Source organism: Cohnella herbarum, assembly GCF_012849095.1.
Lineage (GTDB): Bacteria > Bacillota > Bacilli > Paenibacillales > Paenibacillaceae > Cohnella > Cohnella herbarum.
Window position 1 is genome coordinate 6,371,551 of the sequence record NZ_CP051680.1, and the last position, 13,458, is coordinate 6,385,008.

The 13,458-nt window shown below is 54.2% G+C and carries 7 protein-coding genes; 5 read left to right on the plus strand and 2 right to left on the minus strand.

Features of this window, described 5'->3' with window-relative positions; all coding sequences use genetic code 11:
* Window positions 1-16 precede the first annotated feature (16 nt).
* The 5 genes from HH215_RS27080 (at window position 17) to HH215_RS27100 (ending at window position 9,934) form a co-directional block, all read left to right on the plus strand.
* Window positions 17-934 (plus strand): ABC transporter permease, encoded by a 918-nt coding sequence (locus tag HH215_RS27080; RefSeq protein ID WP_169282714.1) that lies wholly within the window; start codon window positions 17-19, stop codon window positions 932-934.
* Window positions 935-956: 22 nt separating this feature from the next.
* A complete protein-coding gene (locus HH215_RS27085; protein WP_169282715.1) occupies window positions 957-1,841 on the plus strand; it encodes a carbohydrate ABC transporter permease in 885 nt (294 codons plus the stop codon).
* A gap of 51 nt (window positions 1,842-1,892) precedes the next feature.
* A complete protein-coding gene (locus HH215_RS27090) occupies window positions 1,893-3,449 on the plus strand; it encodes an extracellular solute-binding protein (protein ID WP_169282716.1) in 1,557 nt (518 codons plus the stop codon).
* A gap of 102 nt (window positions 3,450-3,551) precedes the next feature.
* On the plus strand, window positions 3,552-8,804 hold the full coding sequence (locus tag HH215_RS27095; RefSeq protein WP_169282717.1) for a carbohydrate-binding protein: 5,253 nt from the start codon (window positions 3,552-3,554) through the stop codon (window positions 8,802-8,804).
* Window positions 8,805-8,929: 125 nt separating this feature from the next.
* Window positions 8,930-9,934 carry a Gfo/Idh/MocA family protein gene (locus tag HH215_RS27100; protein ID WP_169282718.1) on the plus strand — a complete coding sequence of 335 codons (1,005 nt, stop codon included), beginning with the start codon at window positions 8,930-8,932 and terminating at the stop codon, window positions 9,932-9,934.
* A gap of 215 nt (window positions 9,935-10,149) precedes the next feature.
* Here HH215_RS27100 and HH215_RS27105 read toward each other — a convergent pair whose 3' ends face one another.
* On the minus strand, window positions 10,150-12,360 hold the full coding sequence (locus HH215_RS27105) for an alpha-amylase family protein (RefSeq protein WP_169282719.1): 2,211 nt from the start codon (window positions 12,358-12,360) through the stop codon (window positions 10,150-10,152).
* A gap of 112 nt (window positions 12,361-12,472) precedes the next feature.
* Complete coding sequence (locus HH215_RS27110; protein WP_169282720.1) at window positions 12,473-13,363, minus strand: helix-turn-helix domain-containing protein; 891 nt, start codon at window positions 13,361-13,363, stop codon at window positions 12,473-12,475.
* Between the last annotated feature and the right edge of the window lie 95 nt (window positions 13,364-13,458).

Consider the following 13,458-nt stretch of genomic DNA (forward strand, 5'->3'; position numbering starts at 1 on the left):
AGAGGGAGGTGTTAACATGCAATTTTTCCGGGAAATCAAGCTTAACGGTTCGGTGTATGCCATGTTTGTTCCGGTTGCTGTTCTGCTGTTCTTGTTCAGCTATATGCCGATGGCGGGCGTCATTATCGCTTTCAAAGATTTCGACTTTACGAAAGGTATCTTCGGTAGCGAGTGGGCGAATCCGATCTGGAACAACTTCGATTACCTGCTCACTTCATCGCAAGCGCTGCGAGCGATTCGCAACACGATTTTGCTTAACCTTCTGTTCATTGCAGTCGGATTGGTATTTGAAGTCGGCTTGGCGTTGCTGCTTCATGAGATTCGCTCCAAAGCGTTCAAGCGGACGGCGCAGTCGATCACGTTTCTGCCGTTCTTTATTTCCTGGATCGTCGTCGGCGTATTCCTCTACAATCTGCTGCAGTATGATCACGGCGCCTTTAACGAGCTGCTGAAGTGGTTAGGGGCGGATAAGATCGACTTCTACAATTCTCCGGGTTGGTGGCCGCTCATTCTTGTCCTGATCATGCGTTGGAAATTCACGGGGTATGGGACGATCCTTTATTTGGCGGGGCTGGTGAGCATAGATTCTTCTTATTACGAGGCGGCCGCGATCGACGGGGCTTCGCGCTGGAAGCAAATTCGCTATATTAGCTTGCCCATGCTGAAGCCGACGATGATCATTCTGACGCTGCTGGCGATCGGACGGATCTTGAATGCGGATTTCGGCATGTTCTACGCGCTCGTCGGCGACGCGCCGATGCTGTTCGCCACCACGGACGTGGTCGATACTTTCGTCTATCGCAGCTTGCGGGAAACCGGGGACATTAGCATGGCTTCCGCGAGCGGGTTCCTGCAATCGATCGTGGCGTTCCTCCTCGTTCTGGGCAGCAACGCGGTCGCTCGCAAAGTCGATCGGGATTCGGCATTGTTTTAACACGTAAAGGCGGTGGGATCGGATGGCTTCGAAAAAAATGGATGTTACGCAGGCGTGTCTCCTTGCGATCGTGTCCATCTTGTGTATCTTGTGTATCATTCCCTTTCTCATGGTCATAAGCGGATCCTTGAGTACAGAAAAAGATATTGTGGATTACGGGTATACGCTTATCCCCAAGCATCTCACGCTGCTATCCTACAAGGTGCTTCTCTTAGGTTCGGGTCGCATTCTGGATGCGTACGGGGTCACCGTCCTTGTAACGGCAATCGGAACGGTGCTGGCACTACTGGTGAATAGCATGGGAGCCTACGTCTTGACGAGAAAGGCGCTGAAATATCGCAACATTCTGTCCGTCTATGCCTTGATCACCCTTCTATTCAACGGGGGGATGGTTCCTTGGTATTTCGTCTGCGTAAACTACCTGCATTTGCAAGATTCGTTGCTCGCGCTTATTCTGCCTGCGTTAGGAAACGCGTTCAACATGTATTTGGTTCGCAATTACATGCTGTCGGTTCCAGAAGAGATCTACGAGTCAGCGAAAATGGACGGCGCGGGGGATCTGAAATACTTCTTCCGGTTTATGTTGCCCTTGTCGAAGCCGGTACTTGCTACCGTAGGTTTGTTCACCGCGCTAGCGTACTGGAACGATTGGTTTATTGCACTGATGCTTGTTAACAAACAGGAGCTGCAGCCGTTACAGTTGATTCTTCGCACGATCGTATCCAATATCGAGTTCGTCAAAAATTCGGGCAACGCGATGGACATTCAGCGGTTAACCGCGCAGCTTCCTTCGGAAGGGATCAAGATGGCGGCGACGGTCATTACGATCGGGCCGATCGTATTCCTCTACCCGTTCGTACAGAAGTATTTCGTGAAAGGCATTATGATTGGCGCGGTGAAGGGTTGACTATTTCAGCTTGGGGCTGTGATAGGATAAAGATGACGAGGAGAGATAGAGATGAAGAAGACGGGTTCGAGAAGAAGGGTCTGGCAAGCGGTCATGCTGCTTGCGGTGGTTATGCTAGCGGGGTGCGGCAACAACCAGAAGCAGGAAAATTCGTCGGGCAATCCATCGCCCGCGGCTTCCTCTTCCGCAGCGCAGCAAGCAAACGAGAAGGAAGCGGAACTGAAGCTGATTTTCCCAGGGGACAAGCCGACGGCTATGGACGAAGTGTGGGGCGCAGTCAGCGATTACGTGAAGCAGAAGGGGATCAATGTCACGTTCAATATTCAATACATTCCCTTCAACGACTATAAGGACAAGCTGCTGGTCATGTCCGCTGCCGGAGATATGTGGGATTTGAACTTTGACGGAGATTGGCTCGCGTATCAGCAGATGGCTGGCAAAGGGGCGTACATGGCGCTTAATGAACTGCTCCCGGAATACGCTCCTAATCTGTATAAGAAATACGAGGGACAAGGGTCGTTGCAGGCCGCTTCGGTCAATGGGCAGATCGTGAGCCTTCCTTGGACGATGAAGCAGAATACGCGTCCTTTCGGACAATGGCGTTCAGATGTAACGGATAAGCTAGGCATCGGCGCGGCCAAAGATTCGGTTCAAACGATCGAAGCGATAGACGAGCTGCTTCATCGGATTAAGCAAGCGGATCCGACGGCCAAGATTACGCGGAAAGGCCCGCTCGATCTCTTCAAATTGAAGCATGAGCTGATGGACATCGGATTCAGCGGTTATGTGGTGGATCTGAATGATCCGCAGCTGCGCGCGGTTCCGATCGAACAGACGGCTGCCTACCGCGAGAGCGCGCAGCTGGCGAAAACCTGGTACGACGATGGGATCATTAGCAGCGATGCCATGGTTGACAAGGAAGGAATAGATGTACAGTGGAGAAACGGCAAGCTCGTCTTCGATCTGTCGACGCACGAATGGACCAATGCGGATCCGGGTTTTAGCGATCCTTCGTTCAAGCGGGAATCGTCGATTCTGTACCCGGACAAGAAATATGCGAATCGTTCGCCTCTCGCGAATGTGGTGGCGATCAACAAAAAGTCGAAAAATCCGGATAAAGTGCTGAGATTTCTGGATCTCCTCGAGACGGATAAGCAGTTGTACGATCTTGTCCAGAACGGAATCGACGGTAAGACGTACAAGCTGGACGGCCAAGCGGCGGCGTTCCCGGACGGCATGGATTCTTCGACCAGCAGCTATATGGGATGGACAGGCCAATGGGCGCTGTGGAAGCCGCAATTCATGAGACCTACGGGAACGTATAGCGACGGGTTCTGGCTGAAGGAGGGCGAGTTCGCAAGCGAGCCGATGAACGTCAACTCTCCGCTCGACGGCCTGTTCATATCGCAAGACGACATCAAGAACGAAGTCGCGAAGCGGGAAAGCATCAAGAGCGAATTCGGTCTCCCGATCGAATTCGGAACGGTGAAGAATGCCGATAAAGCGGTGGACGACTACATAGCCAAGCAGCAAGCGGCAGGCGTGGACAAGATCACCGCGGAAGTCCAGAGGCAGATCGATCAATTCCTTGCCGGCAAGAAGCAGTAAGGAGCGATAAGCGAGTCGAATCCGGAAGTCTGACTGTACCAGGCAGATGTAGACTTCCGGATTATTTTTTATACCTTCATGAAGACAGGGGCGAATCGTAGGATGAGAAAGATCACTATTGTGCTGCTGCTTTGCTGTTTGGCGTTCTCGGGATCGGGTTGGGTTCCGGGCGGAGCGAATCCGGTATACGCTGCAACGACAATATACGAGGCGGAAGACGGAACGCTCGGAGGCAGCCCTCTGCCGCAGATGAACAGCGATCACCCCGGCTACTCGGGCACAGGGTTTGTGGCGTATTTCAATCAAGACGGGCAGTTTTTCACGATAACCGCCAATGTGGCCACGGCGGGGATTTATAAAGTCATTATGCGCTATGCGTCCGACTACGGGGCCGTTCGCAGCATTTTGGTCAACGGGAGCGCGCAGTTTGGAGCGATCTCTTTTCCGGCTCCGGGGAACGGCGGTTCATGGGACGCATGGGCGGACTCCGAACCGGTGTACGTTCATTTAAACGCAGGCAGCAACACGATTACGGTAAAACACGACAGCGCGAAAGGCAGTACCGGGTCCGCTAATTTCGATTATTTGAAGATCGAGGAGACAGGGGAACCGTATGCTCCATACAACGGAACGTCCGTATCGCTCCCTGGCACGGTTCAGGCAGAAGATTACAATACGGGCGGCAGCGGAATCGCCTATTCGGATACGACTTCCGGCAATACCGGAGGAACCTACCGGACGGATGACGTGGATATTCAAACGACGAGCGATTCCGGAAGCGGTTACAATGTGGCTTGGACGGATGACGGCGAATGGTTGAAGTACAACGTGAAAACGGAAACAACGGCGAATTTCAATATGGATATTCGAGTCGCGAATGCATTCGAAGCGAACGCGGCCGTCAAAGTCTATATCGACGGGCAGTACAAGGGGAAGTTCGCGGTGCCGGTCACGGGAGATTATCAAACCTGGACAACGATACAGGGTCCGCGGGGCATTCGGCTGAATGCCGGCGTACACGCGGTTAAACTTGAAATCGTGACCGGCAACTTCAACGTCAATTGGATGGAGTTCACAACCTTCGGTTCCCGATTGGAAGCGGAAGAGGGAACGCTCGGAGGCAGTCCGCGGCCGCAGATCAGCGGCGATCATTCGGGCTATACCGGAACCGGCTTCGTCAGTTACTTCGAATCCGACACCCAATACGTGCAAGTACAGGCGAATGTCCCCGCCGACGATTATTACGCGGTGACGTTAAGGTACTCGGCGGCCTTCAGCGCAGGCAAAATCTATCGGACGATCGAACTTAACGACAAGCCGCTCTACGAGCGATTCGAGTTCGCTCCTACCGCGAGCTGGGATTCGTGGAGGACGTTGACGTTCATCACGAAGCTTCAGGCAGGCGCGAACAAGATTACGGTACGGTACAACAAAGAGAACGAGTCGCGGGGAACGGTCAATCTCGATCATATCCTCGTTGCGACGCCCGATTTCTCCTCGGTTTCCTACACGGGAGCAAGCTTCGCGCCGGGCAGGGTGGAGGCCGAACATTACGACATCGGCGGTGAGGGCGATGCGTATCACGACACGACGGCTTCCAACCTTGGGGGAGCCGCACGGCTTGACGAAGCGGTGGATCTATCGGCTAACGATGAGGGCGGTCATACGGTAAGTTCTATCGAAGCGGGCGAGTGGCTGAAGTACAAGGTTGTCGCGCTTGCTTCCGGCACGTACAATCTGAAGCTCAGAACTTCGGCCGTATACGATAACCAGCAGATCCGGATCTTTATCGACGAGGTCGATTACGGGAGCTATACGGTTCCTAATACGGGAAGCTACTCGGAGTATCGCGAGTTTACGATACCGGCCGGCATAGAGCTGACGCAGGGCACGCATGTCGTTAAGCTCTATAGCGCGGACGCGAATAGCTGGGGCGCCTATAACCTGGACTGGTTCCAGTTCGACTCGTTCCGAACGGGGCAGCAGGCGGAGTCCGGGACTCTTGGCGGTTCGCCTGCGCCGGTCGCGAATGCCGATCATCCCGGTTATCGGGGAACCGGCTTCGTCGCCTCGTTCTTGAGCGACGGTCAGTACGTCCGGAATACGGTAAACGTGCCCACGGCGGGAGTCTATCGCATCTCGTATCGGTATTCCGCCGATCAATCGGCCTCAAGAAACCTAGCGGTGAACGGGATAAGCGTGGCGGATAACCTGACGTTTCCGAGTACGATTAACTGGTCATCGTGGAGTACAACTGCTTTCGAAGCCGATTTGAATGCAGGGGAGAACGTTATTGAAGTGAAATATAACGCTTCTCTGGGTTCTCTTCAAGCGCTTAATCTGGATGAAATGACGGTAGAGTTCCTAAACGGCGGAAATGCGCCGTACAACGGTCCTCATACGGTTCCCTGGACGATAGAAGCGGAGGATTACGACGCGGGAGGACCCGGCGTGGCGTATGCGGACACGACGACGAGCAATGAAGGGGGCGTGTATCGGACGGGCGCCACGGAAGGCGTGGACGTGCAGGGCTCCCCGGATGGCGGCTATGAAATCTATAACATCGCGAACGGGGAATGGGTTAAGTACACGGTTCAAGTAACGGAGACGGGGAACTACGATGTCCGGGTTCGGGTGCAAAGCCCGGATGGCGGAGATAAGATCCGAGTGTACATCGACGACGTGGATGCGGGGATCGTTCCATTAGGGTCGCTGAACGCCTATTCGACGATCTCCCTGTTGTCCAAGAAGCTGTTGACCAAAGGGACCCACGAAGTGACCCTCAAGTTCGTGACTTCCGGAACAGCGCTCCGCTTGAACTGGCTTAAGCTGGAGCCAAGCTTCGCCATCGTGCCCGGCATTCAAACGCCTTCTTTGACCACGGAAGACGTCATCGTGTCGACCGTTGCGGTAACGGATTACGGAGTCATCCCGAACAGTAACGCGGACGCGACCTCGGCGTTTCAGAATGCGCTGGATACGGTCGGCGCGATGGGCGGGGGCGTTGTATTCGTTCCGGCCGGTACGTACCGGATCGACGGTACGCTGAGCATTCCGCAGAGTGTGACGTTGCGCGGGGAATGGCTCAGCCCGGACGATGGCGGCCTCGGCGTCGGTACGATTCTGAAGGCGTACAGCGGCAAGGATAAGGAGAACGGGACGCCGTTCATTACGATGAATCGCAGCACCTCCGTGCGGAACTTGAGTATCTGGTATCCGGAACAGGATTATAACAACGTTCATGCCTATCCTTTCACCATTGCAGGCGGAGAGAAGCAGGACACGATCTCGGTCATGAACGTGACCTTGTATAATTCGTACAAGGGAATTCAACTCGGACAGAACGGTTACGCGAACGGGGTTAACGTCTTCCGCAATCTGTACGCGACGATCTTGAAAGCAGGCGTGATCCAGGACAATACGTTCGACGTCGCGCGTAACGAGAACGTCTATTTCAAAGCCGATTACTGGATTCATTCGGGGCTGGCCGGCGCGCCGTCGTCTTCCGCCGCGCAATCGGCGCTTAAGGCTTATATGGCGGCTAACGCCGTCGGGTTCGAGTTCCGCAGGGTGGATTGGATCTATATGCACAACATCAACATTAGAGATATGAAAACCGGGATCTATACGAACGGCAACTGCAACGGCCAGATTTACGGTTTGAATATTGACGATGTGAATGTGGGCCTGCATTTCGAACGGTTATACATTCCCGGCTTCGAAATTACGAACAGTACGATCAACGCGACCAAAGGAAGCAGACCGATCGGCATTCTGTACAACGCCGACAGCGACAACATCGTGCAGCTTAATCATGTGGCGATCGGCGGAACTCCGTATGCGGGAATTCAAGTGAACGGGAATTCGGTGCTCAATCTGACGGACGTTACTTTCACCGATTGGGGATACAACGGCGGAACGTATGCGGTAGAGATGCAGAAGGGTTCCGTATTAGTCGAGAGCAGCAAATTTCAGCAGGCCAAAAAAGTGATTTCGCTGTCCGCCGCGGTGACGGCGGCAGCTATTCTGGGCAATACGTTCGTAGGCGCACCGCAAATCGATAATGCCAGCGGCGGCGACGTGAAGATCGATCATACCGCGCTAGCGACTTATCCGTTGCCGAATTGGAACTATTCGTATGCGCCCGAGCGTCAGCCGGCGGTCGGGACCAACTTCTACAATGTCAAGAGTGCCCCGTACCAGGCAGCGGGAGATGGGGCTTCGGATGATACGAAAGCGATCCAAAGCGCCCTGACGGACGCAGGCAATGCCGGGGGAGGAACCGTCTACTTGCCGGCGGGCGATTATCGGGTGAGCACTCATCTGCAAGTACCGGCCGGGGTAGAGCTAAGAGGTTCATTCGACAATCCGCATCACGGGATGGTCATGAACGGAACGGTGTTGCTTGCATACGAGAACCAAGGCAATGAAGCGGGGACGGCTTTCATCACATTGGCTCAGAACTCAGGGGTTAGGGGATTGACGATTTTCTATCCGGAGCAGGATTTTACGGATATTCAGGCATACCCTTGGACGATCCAGGCGCAAGGCGACGGCAGTTGGGTGAAATACCTGGCTTTCGTTAACTCGTATAAGGCGATCGATATGGATACGCATAGTCCCGATCAATATCAAGTCGTGCTGAACAATGGGACGACGCTTAGAGAAGGGTTGCGCGTCGGCAAAGGAAGCGCGCTGGATCTAGGAGGCTGGGTGGAAGATAACCATTGGAATCCGACGAACTGGTTGTTCACGTCTTATAACGGTACGCCAAGCGCGGACTCTGACACGTTATTTGATGATCTGCTTGCGAATTCGACGGGATTCGTTATCGGTTCCGCCAACAATGCGCAGGTGTTCCAGAACTTTACGATTCTCAACCATGTCGGGATGAACCTGATTGGTCAAACCGAAGGGAACTGCCGGAATTGTGTCGTATTCAGCAATGGCGTGGATGCTTCCAAATACGGCGTCGTAATCGATTCGTCGGATGACATTGTGTTCATCAACCCCCAGACGGCGGCCGAGCTGTCGGATTTTGTGACGAGCTCGACGTTCAGCGGTACGTTAAAAGTGTTTAACGGCGGCAAATGGTCTACCCATCCGATTGCGACGTTAAACGGCGGAACGACGATATTCCAAACGTTCGACTTGACGACGGCGTACCCGATTACGGTGAATGGCGGAACGTTCTACGGATACGGGATGGTGTTCCATACGCCGGGAGTCCCCCATGTGGTGGCGGGATCTCATGTGACGAGCGTCGTTCTTAAAGGGAATACGGGCAAAGGCGGCTTCACCGTTACGAATCAGGCGGGAACTAAGCTGGTCAGCGGGAACAATACGGGTTATTGACCGAAAGAATGGTGCTGACGAGCACGATCAGCGATATCGAGCAGGCGCTGCGGGACATTCTCGGCGAAACCATCGACTAGGGTAAACAGTCGATTCACTACATTAAAGAAAAGGGGCTTCATTCAATGAAAACGGTTCGTGGTGCAGTCATCGGCTATGGCGGAGCTTTTAACATGGGCAAAATCCATGCCAATCAAATGAAGGATTCCGGGATCGCATTTGTCGCGGCTTGCGACATGGATAAGGTTCGAGCGGAGCAGGCGGCAGTAGATTTCTCCGGCATTCGCACGTATACGAAGGTAGAGGATTTACTGTCCCAGGAAGATATCGACCTCGTTACTGTCATCACCCCGCATAACACGCATGCTCAACTAGCCAAGCAAGTGCTGGAAAGCGGGAAGAGCTGCATTCTCGAAAAACCGATGTGCATTCGCGCCGACGATGCTTTCGAGTTGACGCGATTGGCGAATGAACGGGGTTTGATGCTGTCCGTATTCCATAATCGAAGATGGGATGCTTGGTATTTGACGCTCATGGATTTGATTAAACGGGACTTGCTGGGGGAAATCTTTCACGTTGAAATCTTTACGGGCGGTTATCAGCACCCAGGTCACTGGTGGCGTTCCGATAAAGCGATTTCCGGAGGGACATTTTACGATTGGGGCGCTCATCTCATCGATTACCTCTTAGGTTTCATTCCCGGTAAAATCAAATCCGTACGCGGGTTCGTTCACAACAAAATATGGCATGAAATCACGAACGAGGATCAAATCGACAGCATAATCGAGTTCGAGAGCGGCGCGGTGGCCTATATTTCGACTTCGAACATCGCAAGGGCCGGGAAAGCGCCGATGCGCATTTTGGGTACGAAAGGCGCCGTCGTCGATGCGGATCTGTGGGACGATCATTTGACCTTGTATACGGAAGTTGGCGGATTGCCAGTCGAAACGAAAATCATGAACTTGAAGGAAAACTGGTCGGCTTATTATAGAAACGTTGCCGATCACTTGATGAACAATGCTGAGCTAATCGTAAAACCGGAGCAAGCGGCTCGCAACATCGCGGTAATCGAAGCGACGGAGAAGTCTGCCGTCATTGGCGCAGCGGTGCCGGTAGCGTACGAGAAATAATACTAGATGATGAGAAGAAGATGTTTATGGTTGGCGGTCAATTTGTAACGTAAAGATGAAAGTAACCTTACTAAAAAAGATACAGATCTCTCAAAATTATGAGGGTCTGTATCTTTTTTCGATGAGATGAGATGCACTACTTCAGTGTCCTCCATACGGTAGATACATTCAAAGCCCCGTATATGCGTGTGTGTTTGACCGATGATAGCTCATGCTTACTTTCGTGCGATCACGAATCCTGCAATACCGGACAGATCCTCCTGTGACACCGCGATCCGCAGCTCCGGCTCACCGATGGAGGTGGAGCCTGGCAATGTACTCAGAATGGTCAGGTGCCCATCGATCGCCCCATAGACGCGAGCTGACGTGAAAGTACCGTCGATCGAGAGGGTTCCAGCCGAGAAAGGAATACAGACGAAGCTATTGCTAGCAGCAAGATCCCGATCGTCCAGAGAGATCAACGCCCATTGGCCCGTGAATCGAATGTAAGGCACTGGATCGTATCCCTTGGCCTCGGACCGATCATTGCGCAGCACCAACGAGGTGAGGGTATCCCGTCCGCTCAGGGATTCGATTCTTCCCCACGAGACGAGCTTCGGCTCGCCCTTCAAGCTGCCCGTGTCGGCTTCGAGCCACAGCGGTTTCCAACCGCAGGTGCGCCGATGCCAGGTTTGCAGCGCTGCCCAGCGGTTCTTGTCGGCGTCGGTGATCCGGTTGCCCTCGTTATCGAACTCGCCGATCGTTAAGCCGTTAACGCCAACGACGGCGGTGTCGAGCAAGATGGAGCCGAACGCGTCCCAATAATAACCCGTCGATGTGTTGATCGGCATGCCGTGAGATGCGGCGAGCGATGCCCACAGGCAGCGCTGGTTATGTCCGGCGATCTCATGAACCGCGCTATCGCCCGCGTCGCCGAGATCGTCCATATTGATGAGATCGGTAACGTCGCGCATGAGCGGATGAATACCGTAATAGATGATCGAGATGTCGGGATCAATCGCTTTGGCGGCCTCGTAAGTTAGCTTGAGCAAGGAGTAGGCAAGCCGTTCGCCCCGATAGGCGGGATCGCGGGGAACGCAGACGTCGGGTCCGGGATAGCCGTATCCGAAATCAAGCTTCAGGGCCGCGGGCCGCCACTTGCGAACGAGACGTTGCGTTCGTTCGACGATCAGTTGCCTCGTCCGCTCCGAGCTTGGATCCAGCAGGTAGTGGTAACCGCCCTCGCCGATCGGATTGCCGGACCATCTCCATTGGCGGGGAACGCCGTCCAGTCCGCAGAGTAAATCTTGCGAGGACAAGCCGGACTTCTCTGGGTTATCCAACCAACCGATACTCTGCCAGACCGCAATGTCGTATCCTTGTTCGCGAAGTCCGTCCAGATCTGCTTCGAAATCCGGAAACCTCTCCAGATCGGGCTCGCCGCTCCCGTTGTACGTTTCCCAACGATCGTCCAAGATGATCATGTCCGCCTCCACGCTGCTGGAAACCCTCTCCTTGTAACGTTTAAGATCGTAGCGCCCTTCCTTAAAGTCGCCCCAAGTGCAGATGAAGGAACGCGCATGGCGAGGAGACTTGGGCTCGAAAGGCCCGAAGGAGGTATATAGTCGAAGCAAAGCCTCGTATCCCGTATCGGCCCATGTTAAGCGCAAGGGATCGATCCACTCGCGTTTCCGAAGATCGGGCGACGTCCACAAGTCTTCGCGATAAGAGTAATGAAGGCATGCCGTCACGGATTGCAATTGCAGCGTCAACGGCGCGTCGGGAATATCGCCCGGCCCGAAAGCCAGCCAGCCGTCGCGTCCGCCCATCGCCGCGGCGTACATAGGTCTAGGGAAGGCCGCGGCATACGGAGTGCCCATCGCATCGCCGTAGCTGCCGAGGGGCAAGCGCGCGTCGCCCATATCCCAAGAGCGCCAGAACGAATGCGTCGGGGAGGAACCGGCGGCCGGGACGCAGTAGCCTTCCGAGGACCAATCCGGCCAGAAGGCATGATCGAGCCGAGGCGCGCGAGCGAGCTCGATGTCCGTCATCAGCCGGGTTCCGTATTGCAGGCTGATCACCCGGGTATCGGACAACCAGCTTACCTCCAGCCGCGAGAATCGCAAGCCCCAATCGGTCTCTTCGCATACGAAAGAGCCGCTGCCGTAACCGTCAAGGCTTAGCGCGAGGTGATAAATTCGCCGAGCGGAAGCCTCCGCGACCGTCACCGAGGCAACGGAAGCTTTGACGTAATCGGTCCGGCCATCCGCTGACGCGATCTCGAACGCCGGCAGAAGACTGCCGGACCAACAGACTCGAGTCAAGCTGGACGACTCAATCTCGCCTGATTCCGGTTCATGCCCCAGTACGGCCCGATCCTTTTCCGTGTCCCAGATCAAACATTTTCCCGCAACTCTAGCAACGATAGCGGAATTTCGCAGTTTCATATCGCACACCTTCCTGTTCTGGAGCTTCGTCTACGCTTCATTATAAGAGCGGCTCCGAAAGGAAGTATTTAGCCGACATTGGGAAATAGGTGTCCAAAATCGCGATTTTGCTCTATGCTCTCTGATTAGGCCAGTGAATGCGATGATCGGCCTCGTACAAAGAAGAGCAGAAATCGGTCAGACTCATGCCCGTTTTTTTCTTGAACATTTTCCCGAAAGCGTGAATGTCGTTATATCCGACCTGAGCGGCGATCTCGCCGAACGACAGCGGGGATTGCAGGGCGAGCTCCTTCGCTTTGGAGATGCGCGCCCAGATCAGGAACTGCATCGGCGTCGTACCGAACGTCTTCTTGAATTCGGTGATAATATAGTTCCAAGACAGACCGGACAGTCTTTCGATTTCCGGAACGTTCAGATTGCGATCGAGATGATTCTCGATATGGTTCTTGACCAGAATTAGCCTGGCTAGATTTTTGCGTCGTTCCGGTTCCTCCGGCTTGGGAACGCAAACCTGGCGAGAGGTTTCGGAAAGGATGGACAACAGCAGCGCCTGGCATGCCAATCGGTTATCAAGACCGGGTTGGCGGTACTTGGCGACGAGCTCCGCGAAATGATGCTCGACCGGTTGCCCGGCATAGTTTCCTAGCCAGTGCGTCCCATGAAGTAGTTCCTCCATCGGAAAAGGGGCATCCGCGAAGTGAAATACGACGGTAATGGAAATGAACTCTTTGCCGGGCAAAGCGCGCAGACCATGGACTTCGAATGGACGATAGAAAAATACGTCGCCTTTCTCCACGACGTCGGCGACGTCGCCTACCGCGAATTCCCCTCGTCCGCCTATGACGTAATTGAGCGCGTATTGTTTCAGAATACGACCGGAGAATCCCCAGTCGCGGGGGGCGTTGAAGATATGGGCGAGCGAAATATAGGGCGGAAACCGGAAGTCGCTGAGCGCTTCGAGCGTTTCCTGGGGATGGAGGGCGGCCAGATCGGGTTTAGGCATGACGGTAATGCTCCTTCCAGTTTTCGATTTCGAGCAGGATCGTAAGATTGGATACTATACCTTCGATTCTAGCTAACTACAGAAGCGATTGCGAG

What these genes read in the sequence shown, in the direction of transcription:
- HH215_RS27080 (WP_169282714.1), top strand. Translation starts at nt 17, where the DNA reads ATGCAATTTTTCCGGGAAATCAAGCTTAACGGTTCGGTGTATGCCATG.
- HH215_RS27085 (WP_169282715.1), top strand. Translation starts at nt 957, where the DNA reads ATGGCTTCGAAAAAAATGGATGTTACGCAGGCGTGTCTCCTTGCGATC.
- HH215_RS27090 (WP_169282716.1), top strand. Translation starts at nt 1,893, where the DNA reads ATGAAGAAGACGGGTTCGAGAAGAAGGGTCTGGCAAGCGGTCATGCTG.
- HH215_RS27095 (WP_169282717.1), top strand. Translation starts at nt 3,552, where the DNA reads ATGAGAAAGATCACTATTGTGCTGCTGCTTTGCTGTTTGGCGTTCTCG.
- HH215_RS27100 (WP_169282718.1), top strand. Translation starts at nt 8,930, where the DNA reads ATGAAAACGGTTCGTGGTGCAGTCATCGGCTATGGCGGAGCTTTTAAC.
- HH215_RS27105 (WP_169282719.1), bottom strand. Translation starts at nt 12,360, where the DNA reads ATGAAACTGCGAAATTCCGCTATCGTTGCTAGAGTTGCGGGAAAATGT.
- HH215_RS27110 (WP_169282720.1), bottom strand. Translation starts at nt 13,363, where the DNA reads ATGCCTAAACCCGATCTGGCCGCCCTCCATCCCCAGGAAACGCTCGAA.